Annotated in this window: 21 protein-coding genes; 13 read left to right on the top strand and 8 right to left on the bottom strand. The window is 58.9% G+C overall.

The features are described 5' to 3' along the window. Nucleotides 1–15: 15 nt before the first annotated feature. The 8 genes from infB to B3I26_RS01380 all read left to right on the top strand — a co-directional run bounded on the left by infB (nt 16) and on the right by B3I26_RS01380 (nt 10,137). On the top strand, nt 16–2,541 hold the full coding sequence (gene infB / locus B3I26_RS01415) for a translation initiation factor IF-2 (RefSeq protein ID WP_296254412.1): 2,526 nt from the start codon (nt 16–18) through the stop codon (nt 2,539–2,541). A 157-nt stretch (nt 2,542–2,698) separates the two neighbouring features. After that, a complete protein-coding gene (rbfA, locus tag B3I26_RS01410; RefSeq protein WP_296254410.1) occupies nt 2,699–3,100 on the top strand; it encodes a 30S ribosome-binding factor RbfA in 402 nt (133 codons plus the stop codon). Nucleotides 3,101–3,104: 4 nt separating this feature from the next. Beyond that, a complete protein-coding gene (truB, locus tag B3I26_RS01405; protein ID WP_296254408.1) occupies nt 3,105–4,022 on the top strand; it encodes a tRNA pseudouridine(55) synthase TruB in 918 nt (305 codons plus the stop codon). 150 nt (nt 4,023–4,172) lie between these two features. After that, nucleotides 4,173–4,442: a 30S ribosomal protein S15 gene (rpsO, locus tag B3I26_RS01400; RefSeq protein ID WP_002555121.1), complete on the top strand. Its 270-nt coding sequence runs from the start codon at nt 4,173–4,175 to the stop codon at nt 4,440–4,442. 171 nt (nt 4,443–4,613) lie between these two features. After that, complete coding sequence (pnp, locus tag B3I26_RS01395; RefSeq protein ID WP_296254406.1) at nt 4,614–6,719, top strand: polyribonucleotide nucleotidyltransferase; 2,106 nt, start codon at nt 4,614–4,616, stop codon at nt 6,717–6,719. 295 nt (nt 6,720–7,014) lie between these two features. After that, nucleotides 7,015–7,371 (top strand): BON domain-containing protein, encoded by a 357-nt coding sequence (locus B3I26_RS01390; protein WP_296254404.1) that lies wholly within the window; start codon nt 7,015–7,017, stop codon nt 7,369–7,371. An 807-nt stretch (nt 7,372–8,178) separates the two neighbouring features. Then, nucleotides 8,179–9,177: a response regulator gene (locus tag B3I26_RS01385; protein WP_296254403.1), complete on the top strand. Its 999-nt coding sequence runs from the start codon at nt 8,179–8,181 to the stop codon at nt 9,175–9,177. A 3-nt stretch (nt 9,178–9,180) separates the two neighbouring features. Beyond that, nucleotides 9,181–10,137, top strand: coding sequence for a sensor domain-containing diguanylate cyclase (locus tag B3I26_RS01380; RefSeq protein WP_296254402.1), 957 nt, complete (start codon nt 9,181–9,183; stop codon nt 10,135–10,137). A gap of 263 nt (nt 10,138–10,400) precedes the next feature. Here B3I26_RS01380 and B3I26_RS01375 read toward each other — a convergent pair whose 3' ends face one another. The 8 genes from B3I26_RS01375 to B3I26_RS01340 form a co-directional block, all read right to left on the bottom strand. Then, nucleotides 10,401–11,195 (bottom strand): ABC transporter ATP-binding protein, encoded by a 795-nt coding sequence (locus B3I26_RS01375; protein WP_296254400.1) that lies wholly within the window; start codon nt 11,193–11,195, stop codon nt 10,401–10,403. Between the two features lie 39 nt (nt 11,196–11,234). Beyond that, nucleotides 11,235–12,023 (bottom strand): ABC transporter permease, encoded by a 789-nt coding sequence (locus tag B3I26_RS01370; RefSeq protein WP_296254398.1) that lies wholly within the window; start codon nt 12,021–12,023, stop codon nt 11,235–11,237. Then, on the bottom strand, nt 12,020–12,931 hold the full coding sequence (locus tag B3I26_RS01365; RefSeq protein WP_296254396.1) for an ABC transporter permease: 912 nt from the start codon (nt 12,929–12,931) through the stop codon (nt 12,020–12,022). Before B3I26_RS01365 ends, B3I26_RS01370 begins: the two co-directional genes overlap by 4 nt. A 4-nt stretch (nt 12,932–12,935) precedes the next feature. Then, nucleotides 12,936–14,054 (bottom strand): ABC transporter substrate-binding protein, encoded by a 1,119-nt coding sequence (locus B3I26_RS01360; protein WP_296254395.1) that lies wholly within the window; start codon nt 14,052–14,054, stop codon nt 12,936–12,938. A 31-nt stretch (nt 14,055–14,085) separates the two neighbouring features. Further along, nucleotides 14,086–14,997, bottom strand: a complete 912-nt coding sequence (locus tag B3I26_RS01355; RefSeq protein ID WP_296254393.1) for a TauD/TfdA dioxygenase family protein — start codon at nt 14,995–14,997, stop codon at nt 14,086–14,088. Nucleotides 14,998–15,362: 365 nt separating this feature from the next. Next, nucleotides 15,363–16,124 (bottom strand): hypothetical protein, encoded by a 762-nt coding sequence (locus B3I26_RS01350; RefSeq protein WP_296254391.1) that lies wholly within the window; start codon nt 16,122–16,124, stop codon nt 15,363–15,365. Between the two features lie 242 nt (nt 16,125–16,366). Continuing rightward, nucleotides 16,367–17,284 carry an SMP-30/gluconolactonase/LRE family protein gene (locus B3I26_RS01345; RefSeq protein ID WP_296254389.1) on the bottom strand — a complete coding sequence of 306 codons (918 nt, stop codon included), beginning with the start codon at nt 17,282–17,284 and terminating at the stop codon, nt 16,367–16,369. A 68-nt stretch (nt 17,285–17,352) separates the two neighbouring features. After that, nucleotides 17,353–18,177, bottom strand: coding sequence for an NAD-dependent epimerase/dehydratase family protein (locus B3I26_RS01340; protein ID WP_296254387.1), 825 nt, complete (start codon nt 18,175–18,177; stop codon nt 17,353–17,355). A 220-nt stretch (nt 18,178–18,397) separates the two neighbouring features. Here B3I26_RS01340 and B3I26_RS01335 point away from each other — a divergent pair, with 220 nt between their 5' ends. The 5 genes from B3I26_RS01335 (at nt 18,398) to B3I26_RS01315 (ending at nt 24,914) form a co-directional block, all read left to right on the top strand. Continuing rightward, nucleotides 18,398–19,342 (top strand): substrate-binding domain-containing protein, encoded by a 945-nt coding sequence (locus B3I26_RS01335; protein WP_296254385.1) that lies wholly within the window; start codon nt 18,398–18,400, stop codon nt 19,340–19,342. A gap of 82 nt (nt 19,343–19,424) precedes the next feature. Continuing rightward, entirely contained in the window at nt 19,425–20,936 is a 1,512-nt protein-coding gene (locus B3I26_RS01330) for a sugar ABC transporter ATP-binding protein (protein ID WP_296254384.1), read from the top strand. 37 nt (nt 20,937–20,973) lie between these two features. Beyond that, the gene (locus tag B3I26_RS01325) at nt 20,974–21,912 is read left to right on the top strand and encodes an ABC transporter permease (protein ID WP_296254381.1); all 939 of its coding nucleotides are present in this window, start codon (nt 20,974–20,976) and stop codon (nt 21,910–21,912) included. Nucleotides 21,913–22,072: 160 nt separating this feature from the next. Then, complete coding sequence (locus B3I26_RS01320; RefSeq protein ID WP_296254380.1) at nt 22,073–23,158, top strand: alcohol dehydrogenase catalytic domain-containing protein; 1,086 nt, start codon at nt 22,073–22,075, stop codon at nt 23,156–23,158. 223 nt (nt 23,159–23,381) lie between these two features. Beyond that, a complete protein-coding gene (locus B3I26_RS01315) occupies nt 23,382–24,914 on the top strand; it encodes an FGGY-family carbohydrate kinase (RefSeq protein WP_296254378.1) in 1,533 nt (510 codons plus the stop codon). Nucleotide 24,915: the final 1 nt, after the last annotated feature.

The raw sequence follows: 24,915 nt of genomic DNA, 5'->3' as shown, positions 1-24,915 counted from the left end.
TGAGGAGAGAAGTGCATGACGCAAGTCACGGTGAAAGAACTGGCCAAAACGGTCGACACACCGGTAGAGCGCCTGTTACAGCAGATGCGTGAGGCAGGTCTGCCGCACACCGCCGCCGAGCAAGTTGTGACCGATAACGAAAAACAAGCCCTGTTGACGCACCTGAAAAGCGGCCACAAGGCTAAAGTGGAAGAACCGCGCAAGATCACTTTGCAGCGCAAAACCACCAGTACCCTGCGCGTTGCTGGCAGCAAGAGCATCAGCGTTGAAGTGCGTAAAAAGAAAGTCTTCGTACAGCGCAGCCCGGAAGAAATTGAAGCCGAGCGCAAGCGTGAACAGGAAGAACGCCGTGCGGTAGAAAATGCCGCGCGTCAGAAGGTTGAAGAAGAAGCCCGTCAGCGTGCCGAAGAAGAAGCGCGCCGTCAGCCTGCTCCTACACCGCAAGCTGCTGCAGGCGCCCCGGCTGTCGAGCCAGTCCCGCAAGTGGCCGCGCAGCCTGTTCAGGAGGCGCCAGTCGCTGCGCCTGCACCGGTTGCCGATCGCAAGAAGGATGAGCCCCGCCGCCCTGACAAACCACGCAACGACGATAACAATCGTCGCGGCAGCGGTGGTGATGGGGAGCGCAAGAACGCTCCGCATCGTGCTTCGGTCAAGGAAAAGGCGCCTGCACCACGCGTTGCTCCACGCACTACCGACGAAGAAAGCGATGGCTTCCGTCGCGGCGGTCGTGGCAAGGCCAAACTGAAGAAACGCAATGCTCATGGCTTCCAGAACCCTACCGGTCCTGTAGTCCGTGAAGTGAAGATCGGCGAGACCATCACGGTGGGCGATCTCGCTCAGCAGATGTCGGTCAAAGCCGCTGAAATCATCAAGTTCATGTTCAAGCTGGGCACTCCAGCCACCATCAACCAGGTACTGGATCAGGAAACTGCCCAACTGGTCGCCGAAGAACTGGGTCACAAAGTGACTCTGGTCAGCGACACAGCCCTGGAAGATTCCTTGGCCGAGTCCCTGAAGTTCGAAGGTGAAACGTTCTCCCGTGCGCCGGTTGTTACCGTCATGGGTCACGTTGACCATGGTAAGACCTCGCTGCTCGACTACATCCGTCGTGCCAAGGTTGCCGCTGGCGAGGCCGGTGGTATCACCCAGCACATCGGTGCGTACCACGTGGAAACCGAGCGCGGCATGGTGACCTTCCTCGACACCCCAGGTCACGCCGCGTTTACCGCCATGCGTGCTCGTGGTGCCAAGGCAACCGACATCGTGATTCTGGTTGTCGCTGCTGACGACGGCGTGATGCCACAGACTATCGAAGCCGTGCAACACGCCAAGGCCGCCGGTGTTCCGCTGGTAGTGGCCGTGAACAAAATCGACAAGCCAGGCGCTGATCTCGACCGTATTCGCAGTGAGTTGTCGGTTCACGGTGTGACCTCCGAAGAGTGGGGCGGTGAAACGCCGTTCGTTTCAGTCTCCGCGAAGATGGGCACCGGCGTCGACGATCTGCTCGAAGCCGTCCTGCTTCAGGCTGAAGTGCTCGAATTGGTCGCGACGCCATCGGCTCCTGGCCGTGGTGTGGTGGTTGAGTCGCGCCTGGACAAGGGCCGTGGTCCGGTTGCGACCGTTCTGGTTCAGGACGGTACGCTGCGTCAAGGCGATATGGTTCTGGTTGGCTCCAACTATGGTCGTGTTCGCGCCATGCTCGATGAGAATGGCAAGCCGATCAAGGAAGCCGGTCCATCCATCCCGGTCGAGATTCTCGGCCTGGACGGTACGCCGGACGCTGGCGACGAGATGAGCGTTGTGGCTGACGAGAAGAAAGCCCGCGAAGTGGCGCTGTTCCGTCAAGGCAAGTTCCGCGAAGTCAAGCTGGCCCGTGCTCACGCTGGCAAGCTGGAAAACATCTTCGAGAACATGGGACAGGAAGAGAAGAAGACGCTCAACATCGTCCTCAAATCCGATGTCCGTGGTTCTCTGGAAGCTTTGCAGGGCGCTTTGAACGGTCTGGGCAACGACGAAGTACAGGTCCGTGTAGTAGGCGGCGGTGTCGGCGGTATCACCGAAAGCGATGCCAACCTGGCGCTGGCTTCCAACGCTGTTCTGTTCGGCTTCAACGTGCGTGCTGACGCTGGCGCGCGCAAGATCGTCGAACAGGAAGGTCTGGATATGCGTTATTACAACGTCATCTACGACATCATCGAAGACGTCAAAAAGGCCCTCACCGGCATGCTTGGCAGCGACGTCCGGGAGAACATCCTGGGTATTGCCGAAGTTCGCGACGTGTTTCGCTCGCCGAAGTTTGGTGCGATCGCCGGTTGCATGGTCATCGAAGGCGTTGTGTTCCGTAACCGTCCGATCCGTGTACTGCGTGAAGACATCGTTATCTTCGAAGGCGAGCTGGAATCCCTGCGCCGCTTCAAGGATGACGCTTCGGAAGTACGTGCCGGCATGGAGTGCGGTATCGGCGTCAAGAGCTATAACGACGTCAAGGTCGGTGACAAGATCGAAGTCTTCGAGAAGGTCCAAGTGGCTCGCAGCCTCTAAACCGCGAGCTTCAGGAGTCCTGGCAGTCGTCGCATGCATGTGCTCGGCGCTGCTATGAACTCTAAACGCAACGCCCGGTCCGGCTTCTGCCAGGCCGGGCGTTTGCCGCTTTCAGACCGCGTGGCTTTTGCCGCAGGTCAGTGACAGGTAACAAGACATGGCAAAAGAATACAGCCGTACCCAACGTATCGGCGATCAAATGCAGCGCGAGCTGGCGCAGTTGATCCGTCGTGAAATCAAAGATCCGCGCGTGGGTCTGGTCACCATCACCGCAGTGGACGTCAGTCGTGACGTGGGCCACGCAAAAGTTTTCATCACCGTGATGGGGCAGGACAACGCCGAAGACATCGCTCAGACCATCAAGGTGCTGAACTCGGCGGCCGGTTTCCTGCGCATGCAACTGGCGCGGGAAATGAAGTTGCGCAGCGTGCCTCAGCTTCACTTTCACTACGATGAAAGCGTTATCCGTGGCGCGCATCTGTCAGCCCTGATCGAGCGCGCGGTGGCCGAAGATGGTCAGCACGACACCTCCGCCAAGCCAGACGGCTCGGAGGAATAACGGCGTGGCCCAGGTCAAGCGTATTCGCCGCAACGTCAGCGGCATCATCCTGCTCGACAAGCCATTGGGTTTCACTTCCAACGCCGCCTTGCAGAAGGTTCGCTGGTTGCTCAATGCGCAAAAGGCCGGCCACACAGGCAGCCTCGACCCACTGGCGACCGGCGTACTGCCGTTGTGCTTCGGTGAGGCCACCAAATTTTCCCAGTACCTGCTCGATTCCGACAAGGGTTATGAAACCCTGATGCAGTTGGGTAAGACCACCACGACGGCAGACGCCGAAGGCGAAGTGTTACAAACTCGTCCGGTGACCGTTGGTCGCGCCGATATTGAAGCCCTATTGCCCGATTTTCGGGGCCAAATCAGTCAGATACCGCCGATGTACTCCGCCCTCAAGCGTGATGGTCAGCCGTTGTACAAGCTGGCTCGCGCAGGGGAAGTGGTGGAGCGCGAACCGCGTTCTGTTACTATTGCGCGCCTGGAATTATTGGCGAGCGAAGGCGAGACCGCGCGCCTGGCTGTCGGCTGCAGCAAAGGAACCTACATTCGTACCCTGGTGGAGGATATCGGTGAAAAACTTGGCTGTGGTGCGTACGTTGCCGAGTTGCGTCGCACGCAGGCGGGTCCGTTCACTCTTGCCCAGACGGTAACGCTGGAGGAACTCGAAGCAGTGCACGCCGAAGGCGGCAATGAAGCGGTCGATCGATTCCTGATGCCTTCCGACAGCGGCCTGCAGGATTGGCCACTGCTGCAGTTTTCCGAGCACAGTTCGTTTTACTGGTTGCATGGTCAGCCAGTCCGGGCCCCCGATGCGCCGAAGTTTGGCATGGTGCGGGTGCAGGATCATCAAGGACGCTTCATCGGTATCGGTGAAGTGAGTGAAGACGGGCGGATTGCGCCACGTCGATTGATTCGGTCAGAGTGACCGAAGCCGCCGTGACAGGACTTCCTGGCGTGGCGGTACGAGGATGGCTGTTAACAGGCATGGTCACTCCTCACTTTTTAATACGAGAGTTTGCTCTCGGCCTGTTGAAACCTCTCCCTGGAGCGGTTTCCTGATAAAAGGAATGCCCACATGGCACTCAGCGTTGAAGAAAAAGCTCAGATCGTAACCGACTACCAGCAAGCTGTTGGTGATACGGGTTCGCCAGAAGTGCAAGTTGCACTGCTGACCGCCAACATCAACAAACTGCAAGGCCACTTCAAGGCCAACGGTAAGGACCACCACTCCCGTCGTGGTCTGATCCGTATGGTAAACCAGCGTCGTAAGCTGCTGGATTACCTGAAAGGTAAGGACGTTAGCCGTTACAGCGCCCTGATCGGTCGTCTGGGTCTGCGTCGCTAATAACGCCGCAGCAAGAGGTTGGTCGTCTGTCAGTTTCGCCGGTTTACCGGAGTTTCTAGCAGGCCTCCAGCCTCTAGTTTTATCTGGACTGCCGAAGGGGCCGATTCCCCTCGCTGCCCAAGAATTCGCAAGAAACCAGTTCCCCAAGAGCCACAAAGAAGGTAGGAAACCGTGAACCCGGTAATCAAGAAGTTTCAATTCGGTCAATCGACCGTAACCCTGGAGACAGGCCGCATCGCCCGTCAAGCTTCTGGTGCAGTATTGGTCACCGTTGACGACGACGTCACCGTGCTCGTGACTGTGGTCGGCGCCAAGCAAGCAGATGCCGGCAAAGGCTTCTTCCCTCTTTCCGTTCACTACCAGGAAAAGACCTACGCTGCCGGTAAGATCCCAGGTGGTTTCTTCAAGCGCGAAGGCCGTCCTTCCGAGAAAGAAACCCTGACCTCGCGTCTGATCGACCGTCCGATCCGCCCACTGTTTCCCGAAGGTTTCATGAACGAAGTGCAGGTCGTCTGCACCGTTGTTTCCACCAGCAAGAAAACCGATCCGGATATCGCTGCGATGATCGGTACGTCGGCAGCCCTGGCCATTTCCGGTATTCCTTTCGACGGCCCGATCGGCGCTGCTCGTGTGGCCTTCCACGAAAGCACCGGCTACCTGCTGAACCCGACTTACGAACAACTGAAAGCATCGAGCCTGGACATGGTCGTTGCCGGTACCGAAGAAGCGGTACTGATGGTTGAATCCGAAGCCAAAGAGCTGACCGAAGACCAGATGCTGGGCGCGGTTCTGTTCGCCCACGACGAATTCCAGTCGGTCATCAAGGCCGTCAAAGAGCTGGCTGCCGAAGCCGCCAAGCCTGTCTGGAATTGGGCTCCAAAGGCTGAAGCGACCGAATTGCTGGGCGCTATCCGCTCCGAGTTCGGCACTGCCATCTCCGAGGCCTACACCATCACTGTCAAGGCTGACCGCTACGCTCGCCTGGGCGAGTTGAAGGATCAGATCGTTGCCAAGCTGGCTGTCGAAGAGGGCAGCCCGTCTGCTTCCGAAGTCAAAGCCGCTTTCGGCGAAATCGAATACCGCACCGTTCGCGAAAACATCGTTAATGGCAAGCCTCGTATCGACGGTCGCGATACCCGTACCGTACGTCCGCTTAACATCGAAGTTGGCGTTCTGCCAAAGACCCACGGTTCGGCATTGTTCACCCGTGGCGAAACTCAGGCGCTGGTCGTTGCCACCCTGGGTACCGCACGTGACGCGCAGTTGCTTGACACCCTTGAAGGCGAGAAGAAAGACCCCTTCATGCTGCACTACAACTTCCCTCCGTTCTCGGTGGGCGAGTGTGGTCGCATGGGCGGCGCTGGTCGTCGTGAAATCGGTCACGGCCGTCTGGCCCGTCGTTCGGTTCAGGCCATGCTGCCAGCCGCTGATGTGTTCCCGTACACCATCCGCGTGGTATCGGAAATCACCGAGTCCAACGGTTCCAGCTCGATGGCTTCGGTCTGCGGCGCTTCCCTGGCGTTGATGGACGCCGGCGTGCCGATGAAGGCGCCGGTTGCCGGTATCGCCATGGGTCTGGTTAAGGAAGGCGAGAAATTTGCAATCCTGACCGACATCCTGGGTGACGAAGACCACCTCGGCGACATGGACTTCAAAGTAGCCGGTACCGCCAAAGGCGTCACCGCGCTGCAGATGGACATCAAGATCAAGGGCATCACCGAAGAGATCATGGAGATCGCCCTGGGCCAAGCCCTGGAAGCTCGCCTGAATATCCTCGGCCAGATGAACACCATCATCGGTCAGTCGCGCACCGAGCTGTCGGCAAACGCGCCGACCATGATCGCGATGAAGATCGACACCGACAAGATCCGTGACGTCATTGGTAAAGGTGGTGCGACCATCCGTGCCATCTGTGAAGAAACCAAGGCTTCGATCGACATCGAAGACGACGGCTCGATCAAGATCTTCGGCGAAACCAAGGAAGCGGCTGAGGCAGCACGCCAGCGTGTTCTGGGCATTACTGCCGAGGCCGAGATCGGTAAGATTTATGTCGGTAAGGTTGAGCGCATCGTCGACTTCGGCGCTTTCGTCAATATCTTGCCGGGTAAAGATGGCCTGGTTCACATTTCCATGCTGAGCGATGCTCGAGTAGAGAAAGTGACCGACGTTCTAACAGAAGGTCAGGAGGTCGAAGTGCTGGTATTGGACGTCGACAACCGTGGTCGTATCAAGCTGTCGATTAAAGACGTGGCCGCTGCCAAAGCTTCGGGCGTCTAACGCTATGTAGCTCCGGCTGTAAAAAGGGCCCGTATAGGGCCCTTTTTTTTCGATTGCAATTAATGGCTTACAGCGTAGGAAGGCACACCGTCGGCAGACGCGAACATGCATCTTGCAAGCGGAACTTTTGATAAACGGGCAATCTGCACGACGGTAGTGAACTGGAAGTTTTTTAACCTGCTGATTTATAAGGTAAAAACAACTCATCGAGATGTGGCACAGCGATTGCGATATACCAGTAACCCTGCGGCCAACGAGGTTGGCGCAGTTTCTGAGAAAAACAGGAGTTACTCGTATGAAGAAGTTCGCTATCGCTGCTGCTACCGCCACTGCTCTGACTCTGACTCTGGCTAACGTAGCCATGGCTCAGACCTCTACTCAAGCTCAAGCGCCGATGATGGTGGCTGCGAGCGAAGTTACCAAAACCAAAGAAGCCACTTCTGACTCTTGGATCACCACCAAGGTCAAATCCGATCTGCTTACCGAAAAAGGTATTCCAGGCTCCGACATCAAGGTTGAGACCAACAAAGGTGTGGTTTCCCTGTCGTCGACCGTCGCTATCACTGAAGCTCAAAAGACTTCCGCTGTAGCGATCACCAAGAAAATCAAAGGCGTGAAAGCCGTTTCGGCTGACGGCCTGAAAGCTGAGTAATCAGGTTTCAAAGAACCGTACGAACGGATGATTGATGGCCAGGGAGGTTCTCGATCAGTCGATTGAAGGTTCATGCGAAGGCCACAAGGATGTGGCCATTACAGGCCCCGGCGCTCGCGTCGGGGCCTGTTCTATCTGGAAGCTGAGTAAATTGTCTATAAACACGTTGCTCCACGATTCGCTCAGCAGGGTTTAGACTTACACACACAAAAAAAAGCTATAAAGAACGTGGTCTTGTTGTGTTGGCGAACGTTTTCGTGTTTGAACTTCTTTTGGAGCACTCGCACCAACTTCTTCTCATCCACCAGCCACTGCGTGTTTACAAGCGCCGTACGCTCGCCTTTCTCACACCTCTGCTGCAGCAATCTACCTTGGCCGAACGTTCTTTGACCGACTGTTCGCGGCCTATCGGGCCCACTCGTTGAAGAGTGGCTTGCTGCGTGTAGCAGCTGATATACGCGGCCACCAAGCAGCGCTTTTTTATCTCGCCAAGTCACATTGGCGCCCTAAATCAAGATCCCTTTACGTAAAAGAGTGTAGATATCTTCATCCGCAGGAGTGTGGGCGTCATAAAATATTGGCATGTTGTTTTATTCATTCGTCCGGGTGGAAATCCAATTGTTGCTGCGCATAATTATTGCATGCTGCCTTCACGTGCCTAGATGAGTGAAGATTCGCCCCACTCTGTTCGCTGATCTTTAATGGGATAACGATTCGATTTAAGGCGCACTTACACGTTGTCGCGCGATGAATTGCACAGACAGTCCGGGCCTTGCCTGACATTCTTTTGCCGTGAGATTGAACGCAATGTCCACGATTCCCTTGCTGATTTGTGACGATTCCAATATGGCGCGCAAACAACTGATAAGAGCCTTACCTCCCGACTGGGGGGTAACAGTGACGACAGCGACCAATGGAAATGAAGGTCTACAGGCGATCCGTCAAGGCTTGGGGCAAGTGGTGTTGCTGGATTTGACCATGCCGGATATGGACGGCTATCAGGCGCTGGCTGCCATCCGAGCGGAAAAACTGCCAGCCAAGGTCATCGTGGTATCCGGCGATGTCCAGGAGGAGGCTGTGCGCCGTACCCTCGAACTGGGCGCCTTGGCGTTTCTGAAGAAACCGGCCGATCCGCTTGAGTTGCAGCAGACCTTGCAACGTCTCGGGCTTCTGGGTGAGCCGGCCAGTGCCGTGGCTGGTGCGCCCACATCCGAACACGCCGCCATCAGTTTTCAGGATGCGTTTCGTGAAACCATCAACGTGGCCATGGGCCGTGCCGCGGCGTTGCTTGCCCGGGTCCTCGGGGTGTTCGTTCAGTTGCCGGTCCCCAACGTCAATATGCTGGAAGTCGGTGAGCTGCATATGGCCCTTGCCGACGCCCAGGCCAGTGATCGGCTGACCGCCGTATGCCAGGGCTACATTGGCGGCGGCATCGCAGGTGAGGCGCTACTGCTATTCCATGACTCCGAAATCGCCGACATGGCGCAACTGATGAAGATTCAGGACAGCGATTATTCCGAAATGGAAATGCTGCTGGACCTGTCTTCGATCCTGATCGGGGCATGCCTTAGCGGCATTGCCGAGCAGATTGACATCGCGTTTTCCCAAGGGCATCCACAGGTGCTCGGTGAACACAGCGGCATCGAGGAGCTGATACGCATCAACCAGCAGCGCTGGAAGAAGACTCTCGCTGTGGAGATCAGTTGCAGCCTGGAAGGCCACAACATTCATTTCGACCTGTTGATGTTGTTCACCGAAGATTCGGTTGAGCGCCTGTCGCGAAAACTCGCCTACCTGATGAGCTGATACATGAACGATCATATCGACCTTAAAGAGCTGCATTGGCTGCTGACCATCACCCAGAGCATCGACGTCGGCGTTGTGGTGCTGGATCAGGGCTACCGGGTGCAGGTGTGGAACACGTTCATGGAAAACCGCTCGGGCGTACTGCCTAACGAGGCAGCCAATCGCTCGTTCTTCGAGCTGTTCCCGGAGGTGAGCCAGGACTGGCTGAAAAAGAAGCTCGATAGCGTGATCACGCTCGGTACACCAGCGTTCACTATCTGGGAGCAGCGCCCGTATCTGGTGCGTTTCAAAAGCTATCAGCCGATCACCGGCCTGGAAGATTTCATGTATCAGAACACCACGATGTTCCCGTTGCGCTCAACCAGCGGCGAGGTGACGCATGTGTGTGTGGTGATCTACGACGTTACGGATGTGGCGACCAACCGGCTGCAGTTGCAGGCAGCCAACCAGCAATTGCAGAAACTCTCCAACACTGACCGCCTGACTGGCCTGCATAACCGTGGGTATTGGGAGGAGATGGTACGTATGGAGTGTTCGCGGCACGTGCGGTACGGCACATCAGCGGCGCTGGTGATGTTCGACATCGATCATTTCAAACGCGTTAACGACACTTATGGTCACCAGTGTGGCGACAAGGTAATCCAGGGCGTGGCTGATGTGATCCGCGAGCACATTCGCGATACCGATGTTGCCGGGCGCTACGGCGGTGAGGAGTACGCGGTGTTGTTGCCGGACACTGACAGCTATGGCGGCAGCATGTTCGCCGAGCGCCTGCGGGCGGCGGTCGAGGCGCAGGAAATCATCCATGATGGCAAGGTGGTCCGCTGCACCATTAGCCTCGGTGTGGCGGACATGGGTGCGTCCCTGACCGAGCACAAGACCTTGATCGAATGGGCCGACCAAGCGTTGTATGCGTCGAAGAAGAACGGGCGCAATCAGGTGTCGTTGCACGAGGGGTGATCGCAATGCGCCTGCTGCTAGTGTGGTATTTCTGAAACACCACACTAGGGCTTTGCTGCTTCTGGTGCAGCCGAAGGTGTGGGAGTTAAGCACGACGACGATCTGTCGCGTGCCGCACCGGCGGTAAGCCCTGCAACTGCGGGCTGTCTGAAATAACCAAGGGGTCAGAGTCTGTTACCGGTTCCTGGCCGATCGCAGGCAAGCCAGGCGTTCAGGGTTTTGGTGAGAATAAAAGACGCCAGCATTCCAGCGCCCGCAACGGTTCAAGACAACTCCGCAAAATCACTCAGCACGTCATCGCGTAGTGCAATGAACCGTGCGTCGCTGCGATTACGCGGGCGAGGCAGGTCGATGTCGACAATGCGACGAATCCGGCCCGGATGCGGCTGCATCACTACCACGCGATCACCCAGATACACCGCCTCGTCGACGTCATGGGTGACATGCACCATGGTGATTTTTTCCTGCTGCCAGATATTCTGCAGCTCGCGTTGCAAGCGCGCGCGGGTCAGGGCATCGAGGGCGCCAAAGGGTTCATCCAGCAATAGCACACTGGGTCGGTTCACCAGCCCGCGAGCGATGGCCACGCGCTGAGCCATGCCGCCGGAAATCTGATGCGGGTACGACTCGGTGAAGTCTTGCAGGCCCACCAGGTGAATATGCTCGCGTACGGTTTCGCGCTTTTGCGCAGGCGTCAGCGGTGCGTTCTTCAATCCGACGGCGACGTTCTGCTCCACGGTCAGCCAGGGGAACAAACGGTGGTCCTGGAACACGATGCCACGCTCAAGCCCTGTGCCCTTGATCGGTTTTTCATCGAGCAGGATGCGCCCCTCAAACGCCTCGTCCAGCCCCAGGATCAGCCGCAGCAGCGTCGATTTGCCACAACCGCTGGCGCCGACGATTGTGATGAATTCGCCCGGCGCAATGTCCAGCTGAATGTTATCCAGCACTTGCAGTTGCGTGTCGGCGCTGGCCCCGGAGAAGTGTTTGCTGACGTGCTCCAGGCGCAGCCCGTTGCCTTGCTGTGGTGAAAGCGGGAGCGGTTGACTGGCAGGCATGGCGAATTCCTTTGAATGCTTGAAATGTCGAGAAAGGGTCTAACGAGGCGTGACGCCGTAAAGCCGTTGCATGCGCCGCTCCAGGCGGCGTGCCACGGCATTGAGCCCCCAGCCGACCAGGCCGATGATGATCATGCCGAACAACACCAGATCCATCATGAAATGCTCGCTGCCATCGATCAGCGTATTGCCGATACCGTCGCCGGAAACCAGCAGATATTCGGCACCGATGGTCGCGAGCCACGAATACACCAGCGCCAGGTAAATCCCGGTGAAGATCGACGGCAGTGCGGCCGGCAGCATCACCCCGATGATGGTTTGCCAGCGGCTGAAGCCATACACCTTCGCCACCTCCACAAAGGCGTTCGGCACGTTGCGCAGCCCGTCGCAGGTATTGACCACCACCGGCACCAGTGCCGCGAGGGAAAGAAACACCACCTTGGCCACGTCGCCCAAGCCGAACCACACCGAGATCAGGGGGATCCAGGCGAACAGTGAAATCTGTTTGAACGTGTTGAAACTCGGTCCGACCAGGCGCTCGAACAGGCGCGAGAACCCCAGCAGGCAGCCGAGGACCAGGCCCAGGACAGTGCCGATCAGAAAGCCGCTGAGGTCGCGCACCAGACTTGATGAAATGGCCCGCCAGAACTGCCCCGAGGTCACCTGCTCCCAGGCGGTAACCGCGACTTTTTGCGGGGACACCAACAGGCCCGAATCGCTCCAGCCTTGATGGGCGGCCAACCACCAGACTGCGATACCGACTACCGGCACCACCCAGCCGCGATAGCGATGCTGGCGTGGCGTCTGTGTTGTCGTCAGTGAACTCATGCCAGCCTCCCTGGCGTGATCACCCGACCTTTATTCAGACGACGCTCGATGACCTCGAAGCCGCGGTCGATCAACAGCCCGACCGTGCCGACCACGACCACTGCCGCCATCACCAGGTCCATCTGAAACAGCTGACGCCCGTAAGCGATCAGATACCCCAGGCCCTCACTGGAGGCGAGCAACTCGACTACCACCAGCGACAGCCAGGCCTTGGTGAAGCCCAGGCGCAGCCCGGTGAAAATCGGCGCGAGCGCGGAGGGCAGCACGATGTCGGTGACGATCTGGCGCTGGCTGAAGCCGTAGGCCTGACCGACTTCGAGCAGACGCTTGGGCACCTGATGAAACGCCTGCAAGGTACACAGCGTCACCGGTACCAGCGCCGCGTGAGCGATGAGCACGTATTTCAAAGGCTCGCCGATGCCGAACAGCAGCAGGGCGAAAGGCATCCAGCCCAGCACGGGAATCTGCACCAGCGCGTTGAACGTCGGCAGCAGATAGTCTTCCACGGTTTTTGACAGCCCCATGAGCAGGCCCAATGTCACGCCCAGCCCCGAGCCGATCAAAAAGCCCACCAACACCCGCTGCAGACTGGCCGAGGCGTTGAGCCACAGATCACCCGTGGTGAACAGGTCGGTAAGGGTCTGGTAGACATACGCCGGTGGCGGCAGCACTTGCTCCGATAGCCAGCCGCGCTCGGTACCCAGGTACCACAAGCCCAACAGCGCGATGGGCAGCAGCCACGGCAGTGCGCTATTCAGCGCCCGGTTTCGCCAGGCCGGGCCAGGGCGCCTGATCGCTGTAACGCGGCGTGGTGCGCGTGCTGGAAAGTAGGGAAGGCGCTCGACGGTTGCCAGGCTTTTCGCCGGCGGCTGTCGTTGATCGAGGGCGGGTGCGGTCGCTCTGGGCATCACATCAGCCTCCGTTGTTGACCGTCTTGTCCGATGAAACGGTGGCGTTGTTCGCGCTTGCCTTGCCATCCGCGCCATAGGCAGTCCAGTAATGCTCCAGGCCCTTGGCCTTCAGCGCGTTATCCAGGTATCGGGTCTCGAACCAGCCGTCGATGGTCACAGGGCGGCGAATCATCTTCTCCTCCTTGGCCTGATCGGCGACCGCCTGATAACGCGTGCGCAGGAATTCATCTACCAGGGGCGAGGCGCTGTCGCGCAAGGTGATATGACCGAAGTCGGCCTTGAGCGAGGCCAGCGGTTCGTTGGTCTTGGCCCATTCGTTGAGCACGGCGTCGCGGTTGCTTTGCTCGGACTCCCACTTCGCGGCGTCGACCAGGGTGTTGACCACCTTCTGCACGTTGTCGGCATGTTCCTTTTCGTAGGCACCCCGGACGACCAAGGCGCACTGGCGCGTGTAGCGCACGTCGTTGTTGGGGTTGTCAAAGATGATGTCCGCCAGCCCCTGATCGCGCAGCTTGAACAGCTCGCGGCCGCCGAATGCAGCGTCTACTCCCTTGGAGGCCAGTGCGGCCTGGCTGCTGCCGCTGTCCAGGTTGATCACTTTTAAATCACGTTCGGTAAGGCCGTGATCGGCCAGCAGGTTGATCGACACCAGGTGTCCGTTAGTGCCGCGGAACACCGCGACTTTCTTGCCCTTGAGGTCTTCTATGGTCTTGATGTCGGAACCTTTCGGCACCGCCAGATACACGTTGGAGCGCACACCGATTGCGGCCAGCAGTTTGGTATCCAGCCCGTTGGCACGACCGACCACTTGCGGCAGGTCGCCTTCATAGGCGAAGTCCAGTTGCTGGTTGGACAGTGCCTCGTTCACCGCCGGCCCTGCACCCTTGAAGAAGAACCATTGAATCTCGGTGCCAGTCCCCTCAAAGGCCTTTTCCAGCAGTTGCTGGTTGCGCACGATGCCCAACGGCGATCCGCTGAAGGTGACGGGGTCGCCGCCCCCCGCGCTGGCCACGCCGATACGCAGCACGTCAGCCTCGGCCAAGGGCGTCATCAGCAGCGCCGCCAATGCGGCCGCCAGGCTTGTGGTACTCCATACAGAGGGTCGGTTGGCCTTTGCCATGACGTTTTTCCTTAAAAGTGAGTGACGACGATCAGGCGGCCAGATGCTTTTTGTCGGCTTCTGTTGGCGGGGAAAGGGTGTCGGGTGTCGGCTTGATCGCTTGGCTTGCGCGACCGTCCACACCGACGGGGATGTCACCGGCAACGGTGGTGCGGCGCACGATACGTTCGGCGTTGCCGTAGTCATTGATTGCGATGTGCTGAGTGGCGCGGTTGTCCCAGATCACCACGTCGCCCTCGCTCCAGCGCCAACGCACGGTATTGTCCAGGTGGGTGATGCGATCGTGGAACAGGCGGATCAATTGCTTGGAGTCGTTGCTGCTGACGCCTTGGATATGTTTGACGAAGTGGCCGAGCAACAGGCTGCGCTCGCCGGTTTCCGGGTGCACACGCACCAGCGGGTGTTCGGTCTCATACACTTGCGCGGTGAACTGCTCGCGATAGCGCTTAACACCCGCATCACCGGTATCGCGGGGCGCCGCGTAATCGTAAAGGTTGGTGTGCAAGGCACGAAGGCTGTCAGCCAGCACCTTCAGCGGTGTGGGCAGATCGGCGTAAGCAGTCGCGGTGTTGGCCCAAACAGTGTCGCCGCCGTAGGGCGGGATGACCACGCCGCGCAGGATAGAGATTTTCGGGTAATTGGCGACGAAGGTGACATCGGTGTGCCAGGAGTTTGCACGGGTTTCCTTGGCGTCCAGATGCAGGATGGCATTGCTCTGCTTGACGGACGGTACCGTGGGGTGAGGCACCTGATCACCGAAGCGCAGCGAAAAATGTTCGTGTTCTTCATCGGTCAGGAACTGCTCCCGGAAAAACAGCACCTTGTGCTTGAGCAGCGCTTGATTGATGAGGTTGAAGTCTTGCGCGCCAATGTCGCCAGAAAGCTTGATCCCGCTCAGCTCGGCGCCAATGCGTCCTGCCACGGGTTTGATCTGAATCGCCATGTCCTGAACTCCTGTCTAGGGTGTGCTGGCTCAGATCATAAAGATATAAATCAACGATTCGCTAATCACCTTTTGTCATAAATATAGAAGGAGAGTTTATGCGGGGTATTTATGAAGATAACCAGATTTCATAAGGTTATTCGAATGCGCTTGCGTGGGTTTGAAGCACTAGATCTGTCCATTGATTCCGGAAGAAGCGCCGAAGGCGCGTGGCTTGCCGCGATCGGCTGCGCAGCAGTCGCAGGACCAACAGCTCGGACCTGCCGCATGAACCACAGTCGCAGCAGTGACGACCGCTTCCGGGCACATTGCATGCAAGCTTGCGCCTGGGCCAGAAGCGGTCGTTGCTGAACGCAAACGGCAAATCATGTTTGCGGAACATCGTCCGGAACATCCTGCCCTTTGAATGTGCCCAACGACTTACGCAGCCGGCTCGCCAGCGAGCTGCTGCCGTGCACGTTGTGGTAGTGGAACACTGCCGTGGCGCGCAGGGCGTCTTCGGCGACCGGCATGTTGGTGTGCAGCGAACGGTAACCCCAGAACAGGTACAGGTGCCCGGGCCGCATGGTGATACGGGTGAAGGCCTGATCATCGCGCTTGAGTCGGCTCTTGAGGTAATGCTGCACCCAGCGGTTATCCACTAGGACCTTGTCGACAAGGTTGCGCAGGTAGCTGCGTCTGATGGGTCGATGATTAGGCAGCATCAGCAGGTCGCCGCGCTCGCCTGTTTCCGGCATGCACACCGGCATGATGGTGGTCAGCACGAATGAGTCGTAGTGAAAGATCAGCGACTCCCTGCGCCCGCCGTTGCCGGTCAGGCAGCGCAGCGTCTGCGTCAGGCTGGTATCGCTGGAGCGTTCGCCGGTGGCGCCTGCCACGACGCGACGGCACAGGTCGATGAAATCCCGAGAGTTGCCCCAGTCGTACATGGGGGTTCCAGTGACCGATTGTCGACCGGAGAGGGCAACGTAGTCATTGCCAGCGGCGGCCACTGCGTTTGCCACCAGCGCTTGCAGCTCCTTTAACTGCGCCGGACTGGCCCAGTCCGGCAAAACAGCGTATCCGTCACTGTCGATCGCCTTGATCAGGCTGTTCACCTGAGCGTCCGAAAAAGTCGAGTAGGGCATCGCGATACCTCATTGCGGGGTCTCTGGATCGTTCTTTTGCCCTCGGACCTAATGCCTGAGATGTACCGTTTGAGCTGGGCGAGGCGAGAGCCTAGCAGCTAGCACAGCTTTATCTACATGTGTTGAATAATTATTTCAAAATATGTTTCGTAGTATTGAAAAAGCGGATTTTGTGTCCGTTTTTGAAACAGATTCCCTCAAAAAGCCTTTTTTTTATGGTCTTTGGGTGTAACGATTTTGTGTCACATATTGTTTCGAAGCTCATCCCGACCGCTCAGCGCGAAGATAGGTTCTTCCAGACCTGTTATCCCCGGTCGCAAGGCGAACACCCCGCCAGCGAGCGGCTGATTACTCAGATCGCCACCGGGGCGGATCGAGGTAACGAACAACGTGTCCAGGTCGCGCCCGCCAAACGCGCACATCGACGGCTTCCTGACGGGCACCTTCAATGAACGATCCAGCTTGCCGGCAGGCGTGAATCGATGGATCAGTCCTTCGTCGTTGCCACAGATCCAGTAGCAACCATCAGCGTCCACGGCTGCGCCGTCGGGGCGTCCCGGAAACTGCTGCATGTCGACGAACAGGCGACGATGGTGCGGTGTGCCCGTTGCGACGTCGTAGTCGAACGCCCAGATTTTTTGCACTAAAGGGTGGGAGTCGGAAAGGTACATGATGTCGCCGTCTGGGCTGAAGGCCAGGCCGTTGGGCACGATCATGTCACTGACATACGCCGTAAGCGGCTCATGCTGGTCAGCGGTATAGCGGTACAACGCCCCCACCGAGGACGCCTCGGCCATGTCCATGAACATGGTGCCCGCCCAGAAACGGCCCTGGCGGTCACAGCGACCATCGTTAAAGCGCATGTTCACGCGAGCATGCGCGACATCGATCAGAAGGTGCGAGGTGAGCGTCCCGTCGGGTGCAGGCCTGACGTGGAACAGGCCGTTCTCCATACCGGCCAGCCAACTGCCGTCGCCGCAACTGGCGATGCACGCCAGCATTTGCGGTGCCTCCCAACTGCGCACGCGATGATCCGTCAAGCTCAGGCTGTTAAGGGTGCGCGCCGGAATATCCACCCAGTACAGCGCTTGTTCACGCACGTTCCATACCGGGCATTCGCCCGTGGCATTGCGCGCATCGAAGATCAATTCAGCCTGCATGGCGACTCTCCGCAAGGGTTAAAGGGGCAGGGCGGCCAATCGGGGTATTGACCGGTGTCAACGCAGCTTTACGCGTCGCCGAACGGCCCTGACACCACGAATGCGCCACCTTGATAGGTCAACAGCGGATCATCCGCCGCGGGCATGGGCTGGCCTTCAACCTCGGCGCGGAATCGTTCGGAGCTGTCCTTGGGCCGGTAGTCCAGATGACTGGCCAGACGGTTGTCCCACCAGACGTTGGCGTTAGCCGAAACGCCGTACACCACGGTATGAGCAACATTGGCCGTGTACAGCCCGCGCTCGATCAATTGCCTCAGGTCGTCATAGCTCAACCAGGTGTCGAGCATGCGGCGGTTCTGCGCCTGTGGAAACGAGGAGCCAATGCGGATGCTCACGGTTTCGATGCCATAGCGATCGAAGTAGAAGCTGGCAACGTCTTCACCGTAGGACTTGGACAGGCCGTAGTAACTGTCGGGACGCCGCACCGCGCTCGCGTCGATGGTTTGGTCCTGGCGATAAAAACCGATGACATGATTGGAGCTGGCGAATACCACACGCTTGACGCCATGCCGACGTGCTGCTTCGTAGAGGTGGAAAACGCCGCAGATATTCGGCCCGAGAATGTCTTCAAAGGAACGCTCTGTCGAAACCCCGCCGAAATGCACGATGGCATCGACGCCCTCGACCAACCGGTCCACCGCAGCTTTGTCGGCCAGATCACACGGCTGCACTTCTTCATGCTCGCCAGCGGCAGGGGCCATTTCGGCGATGTCGGAAAGCCGCAGGATCCGGCCATAAGGCTTCAGGGTATCGCGCAGCACCTTGCCAAGCCCGCCGGCCGCGCCGGTTAGCAGCAAACGGTTAAATGGGGTAGGGGCAATGGATTGAGTCATCGTGGGAGCACCTAATCGGGATGTTGTTGTTATTGGTGTCATCGGTTGTCGTATGACAGATCGCCGGATTATCGACATCCGCTACAAAAATTGTCAACGAATCGAGGGGGGCAGAATCGACGTTCAACGGCTGTTGCGAACGCCTTGTTTCTCTGCTAATTTCAAAAATGTTAACGATGACATTTCCGCTTTAACAATAAAAACAACGGGATTTTTCGCCATGACAACCCGCCTCAAGAAGGGCTTTTCCGCCGTCCTGTGCTCGCTCGCCGTCGCTGTAACGTGCGCTAGCTCCCCCGCCATTCAAGCTGCCGACACCAAAACAGGGCCGCTGAAAATCGGCGCCTCGTTTCAAGAAATCAACAACCCCTATTTCGTGACCATGAAGGACGCGCTGCAGGACGCCACCAGCAGCATTGGCGCGACCCTGTTGGTGACCGACGCGCGTCACGATGTCTCCAAGCAGATCAGCGATATCGAAGACATGCTGCAAAAGGGCATCGACATTCTGATCATCAACCCGACCGATTCGGTGGGCGTGCAGTCGGCGGTGAAAGAGGCCCACGACAAAGGCGTCGTGGTCGTGGCCGTCGATGCCCAGGCCAATGGCCCGCTGGATGCCTTCGTCGGCTCGAAAAACTTCGATGCAGGCGTTCAGGCCTGTGATTACCTGGCCAGGAACATCGGCGGCAAGGGCGATGTCGGCATCCTCGACGGGATTGCCGTGGTGCCGATCCTCGAACGGGTTCGCGGCTGCAAGGAAGCCTTGGGCAAGTACCCGGATATCAAGATCGTCAGCATTCAGAACGGCAAGCAGGAACGTGACCAGGCACTGAGCGTGACCGAGAACATGCTTCAAGCGCAGCCCAATCTAAAAGGCCTGTTCAGCGTCAACGACAATGGTTCGCTCGGCGCACTGGCCGCCATCGAATCCAGCGGCATGGACGTCAAGCTGACCAGCGTCGACGGCGCGCCGGAAGCGATCAAGGAAATCCAGAAGCCTAATACCAAGTTCATCGCCACCTCTGCTCAATACCCACGCGATCAGGTGCGTCTAGCGCTGGGACTTGCACTCGCCAGGAAGTGGGGCTCGCAAGTCCCGGCGACCATCCCGGTGGACATCCTGCTGGTGGATCAGGCCAAGGCCAAAACCTTTTCCTGGTAACCGGCCCGTCGCTGCTCGCCTGGCCTTCGCGGTCCGGCGGGCGCTGCGGATTCGAGCGAGTTTGTGCTTTGGCGAGGTGCCCATGAGCTGCCTTCTGCAACTGGAAAACATCTGTAAAAGTTACCCCGGCGTGCATGCCCTCAAGTCGATCAACCTGCAGGTCGAGCGCGGCGAAATCCATGCGCTGCTTGGCGAAAACGGCGCGGGCAAATCCACGCTGATGAAGATCCTGGCGGGCGTCGAGCATCAAGACAAAGGCAGCATTCGCATCGATGGCGCCGAACAGCATTTCGCGACGTACAACGAAGCCATCGCGGCGGGTATCGGCATCGTCTTTCAGGAATTCAGCCTGATTCCCTACCTCAATGCCGTGGAAAACATTTTCCTCGGCCACGAGATCGTCAATGGCTTTGGTCTGCTGCGCAAAAACCAGATGCGCGAGAAGGCCATCACCCTGTTCGACCGGCTCGGCGTGAAGATCAACCTGGACTGTTCGGTGCAGCACTTGAGCGTTGCCGAGCAGCAGTTCGTAGAAATCGCCAAGGCGCTGGCCCTTGAGGCGCGTTTGCTGATCCTGGATGAACCCACCGCCACGCTAACGCCGTCAGAGGCCGAGCTGCTGTTCGACATCATGCGTGAGCTGAAAAACCAGGGCGTGGCGGTGATTTTCATTTCCCATCACCTTGAAGAAATCTTTCAGGTTTGCGACCGCATCAGCGTGCTGCGCGACGGCGCCAATGTCGGCGCGCTGACCGTGGCTGATAGCGACATCGATACCCTGGTAGAGATGATGGTCGGGCGACGCCTTGAGGCGAGCTTTCCGCCCAAGCCGACGCAGCCGCGTGGCGAAGTGGTGCTGCAGGTGCGCGACATTCAGCTGACCCGTGACGGCCCGCACAATCATTTCAACCTGCACAAGGGCGAGATTCTCGGCTTTGCCGGGTTGGTCGGTTCCGGGCGCACGGAACTTGCGCTCGGCGTTATCGGCGCGTTGCCGGTGGTGAGCAAGGACGTCGTGCTGCGCGGGCAGCCAGTCAACCTCAGCGACCCCGCCCATGCGCTGGCCAACGGCATCGGCTTGCTGCCGGAAAGCCGCAAGAGCGAAGGGCTGATCGTCGATTTCAGCATTCGTGAAAACATCTCGCTGAATAATTTGGGCAAGTACGAAGGCGCGGCGCACCTGCTCGACCGGCACAAGGAAAACGTCACCACGGGCGAGCTGATGAAGCAGCTGTCGATCAAGGCGCCGACCTGCGAAAGCCGGGTACTCAACCTAAGCGGCGGCAACCAGCAGAAGGTGGTGATCGCGCGCTGGATCAACCATCACTGCGACATTCTGATTTTCGACGAACCGACCCGAGGCATCGACGTCGGTGCCAAGGCCGAAATCTACAACCTGATGCGCAAACTCACCGAACAAGGCTTCGCGATCATCATGATCTCCTCGGAACTGCCGGAAATCATCGGCATGTGCGACCGCGTAGCCGTCTTCAACAAGGGCGCCATCGTCAATGTGCTGGAGTCAGCGGCCATCAATCCGCAGGAAGTGATGCGCCATGCCACCGGGAGTCTGAACAGTGAACACGTCCATTAAAGCCATGACTACGCAAACTGATCGTACGAAGCACAGCATGAAGGTCAACTTCGCCCAACTGATCCGTTCACCCGCGTTCTACCCCTTCGTCGGGCTGGTGGTGGTGACGGTCTTCATGATCTTCGCCAGCGACAAATTCCTCACCGGCGCGAACCTGGAAAACATCGCGCGCCAGGTGTCGATCAACGCAATCATCGCCGTGGGCATGACCTGCGTGATTCTCACCGGCGGCATCGATTTGTCGGTGGGACCGGTCATGGCGCTGTCCGGTACGCTGACCACCGGGTTGATGGTCGCAGGCGTGCCTGCACCCATTGCGATTCTCATCGGTTTATTGATTGGCGTGGGCTTCGGAGTCGGCAACGGCCTGTTTGTGGCCTACCTGAAAATGCCGCCGATCATCGTCACCCTCGCAACCATGGGTATCGCTCGCGGCCTGGGCCTGATGTACACCGACGGCTACCCGATTGCAGGCATGCCTGAGTGGTTCGCCTGGTTTGGTCGCGGCACCTTATTCGGTATTCAGGTGCCGATCCTGATCATGCTGCTGACGTATTTCCTCGCTTGGGTGTTGCTGCAGCACACGCGCATTGGCCGCTACGTGTATGCCATTGGCGGCAACGAGGAGGCCGTGCGTTTATCTGGCGTGCGTGCTTCGCGCTTCAAGCTGCTGGTGTATTCGATCAGCGGGCTGACCGCCGCGATTGCCGGGCTGGTGTTGTCCTCGCGCTTGATGAGCGGACAGCCCAATGCCGGGGTCGGCTTTGAGTTGGACGCGATTGCCGCCGTGGTGCTCGGTGGCGCGTCAATTGCGGGGGGACGTGGCGTGATCATCGGCACCCTGGTCGGCGCGCTGTTGCTGGGCGTGCTCAACAACGGGCTGAACATGCTTGGCGTGTCGCCCTACGTGCAGAGCGTGATCAAGGGCGGAATCATTTTGCTGGCGATTTTCATCAGTCGGCAGCGGCATAAATAAACGGGCTGACGCAGCCCCTGTAGTCGTCCGGCTTGCCGGCGGCGCTGATCATGAACATATCACCGCCGACAAGCCGGGCCACTACCGCAATCGCACCTTCCGAACCAACGGGGCCAACTGTTGGCCGAAAATTTTCTGACCTCGAACCAGGTGAACCGACATGGAACAAAATACAAAAACCACCATGCAAGCCGTTGTCTGCCATGCGCCGAAGGACTACCGACTGGAGCACATCAGCAAGCCCGTCGCCCGCGCCAATGAACTGGTGATTCGCATCGGCGCCTGCGGTATCTGCGCCAGTGACTGCAAATGCCATTCGGGCGCCGCGATGTTCTGGGGCGGTGAAAGCCCGTGGGTCAAGGCGCCGGTGGTGCCGGGCCACGAATTCTTCGGCTACGTCGACCAGGTCGGCGAGGGCGCTGAAGAACACTTCGGTGTGAAGCTCGGCGACAAGGTCATCGCCGAGCAGATCGTGCCGTGCGAGAAGTGCAAGTTCTGCAAATCCGGCAAGTACTGGATGTGCGAAGTGCACAACATTTTCGGCTTCCAGAAGGATGTGGCCGAGGGCGGCATGGCGCAGTACATGCGCATTCCGAAGACGGCCATCGTGCACAAAATTCCCGAGTCTGTGTCGCTGGAAGACTCCGCGCTGATCGAACCGATGGCCTGCGCGATTCACACGGTCAACCGGGGCGACGTGCAGCTCGATGATGTGTTAGTGATCGCCGGCGCCGGCACGCTGGGCCTGTGCATGGTGCAGGTCGCCGCGCTGAAGACGCCGAAGAAGCTGGTGGTCATCGACATGGTCGACGAGCGTCTTGAGCTGGCGAAAAAATTCGGCGCCGACGTGGTCATCAACCCCAGCCGCGACAACGCGCGGGAGATCATCAACGGCCTGACCGATGGCTATGGCTGCGATGTGTATATCGAGACCACCGGCGTGCCGGTCGGCGTGACTCAGGGGCTGGACCTGATCCGCAAATTGGGGCGTTTCGTCGAGTTCAGCGTGTTCGGTGCCGAAACCAGCGCCGACTGGTCGATCATCGGCGACCGCAAGGAACTGGACGTACGCGGCGCTCACCTGGGGCCCTATTGCTACCCGATTGCCATCGACCTGTTCGAGCGCGGGCTGGTGACATCCGAAGGCATCGTCACCCACGACTTCGGTCTGGATGACTACGCCGAGGCATTCGAGTTGGCTAACTCCACCAAGTCGATCAAGGTGCTGCTCAAACCGGTCAACTGATTGCACGACCCCTGTAGGCGCTCACGCACCCGGACGTGGCAGCGATCGGCTACGAAGCAGTGGTAAAACCGCGTTCCGAGCAGCATCTGGCGTACCCCGGGCGCAGGGTTTGCTGCCGCTACGCGACAAGTCGCTGCCTCGCTCGGGCTCGTGAGCCCTTATGGTTGGGCATCACGTCAAATGGTCCGACTCCGCAGCAACCCATAACAAGAGAGCGCACGAGATGGAATACGTCATCGGGGTCGACATCGGCACCCAGAGCACCAAGGCACTGTTGGTCGATGCCCAAGGCCGCATCGTCGCGCAGCACAGTCACGGATACAAGGTCGACACCCCCAGACCGCGCTGGGCCGAGCAGTGGCCGCAGGTGTGGCTCGATGCCGTGGAAATCTGCATCGCGGCGTGCATGCGCAAAAGCGGCGTGCCCAAGGACAGCGTCAAATCCCTCTGCGTCAGCAGCCTGTACGGTGGCTCCGGCATTGCCGTGGACGCGCAGATCAAACCGCTGTATCCGTGTTTGATCTGGATGGACCGCCGCGCTGAAGAGCAGGTCGAGTGGGTCAATCAGCACATCGATCTGGAGCGCCTGTATGCGATCACCGGCAACTCGGTGGACAGCTATTACGGCTTCACCAAGATGCTCTGGCTCAAGGACAAGCAGCCGCAGGTTTGGGCTGACACGCGCTACCTGCTGCCGCCCAACAGTTACATCAATTATTGCCTCACTGGCGAGGTCGCGGTGGATCACAGCTCTGCCGGCAACATCGGTGGCGTCTATGACATCGGGGCGCGGAGCTGGTCGACAGAAATGCTCGACGCGCTCGGTATCCCGCCATCGATGATGCCCGAGCGACTGGTGCACTCCGGCCAGGTGGTCGGCGGGCTGCGCAACGCGTGGGCCGAGCGCCTGGGCCTGTCCACGGGCATTCCTTTGCTCGGCGGCGGTGTCGATGCGGCCATGGCCACGTTCGCGGCGGGCGTCACTCAGGTCGGCAACCACGTGGCCATGATCGGCACCAGCATGTGCTGGGGTTACCTCAACCAGCAGGTCGATGCCCGGCATGGCCTGGTGAGTTTTCCCCATGTCTTCAATGGTGCGAAAGACCTCTACATCTTTGGCGGCGCGATTACTGCGGGCGCCTCGGTCAGCTGGTTTCGCGAGCAGTTCTGCCAAGCCGAAGAGCAGCAGGGCCGCCAGACCGGTGAAGACAGCCATGCCATTCTCGAACGCGCGGCAACGCAAATTCCCGCAGGCAGCGACGGCGTGTTATTCCAGCCCTACCTGATGGGTGAGCGCAGCCCGGTATGGGACGCTCGGGCCAGCGGCAGTTTCGTGGGGCTCAACCTCTACCACACCCGCATCCACCTGTACCGCGCAGTGCTGGAGGGCGTCACGTTCGCCCTGCGTCACAACATCGAAGCCGGTACCAAAGGGGCGCAGTCCCTGGACCCACGCCTGATCGTGGTCGGCGGCGCGAGCCATTCGGATCTGTGGATGCAGATCATCGCCGACGTCACCCAATTCCCGGTCTACACCATCGTCCAGGACGTGGAAGCAGCCTTGGGTGCGGCACTGCTCGCGGCCCACGCCGTGGGGCTGGTGGATGAGGCTCAGGTGCACATAGGCTGGGTGCGTCTGGAGCGCAGAGCCGAGCCTGGCGCAGACAACGTGGCGTTGTATTCACGCTTGTATGCCGATTACGTGGCGCTGTATCCGGCGCTGAAACCGATCATGCACCGTCTTCAGGAAGCTTGAA

Origin of the sequence: Pseudomonas sp. UBA5706 (assembly GCF_002419965.1) — a bacterium.
Taxonomy (GTDB): Bacteria; Pseudomonadota; Gammaproteobacteria; order Pseudomonadales; family Pseudomonadaceae; genus Aquipseudomonas.
This window is presented reverse-complemented; position numbering and strand designations above follow the sequence as displayed.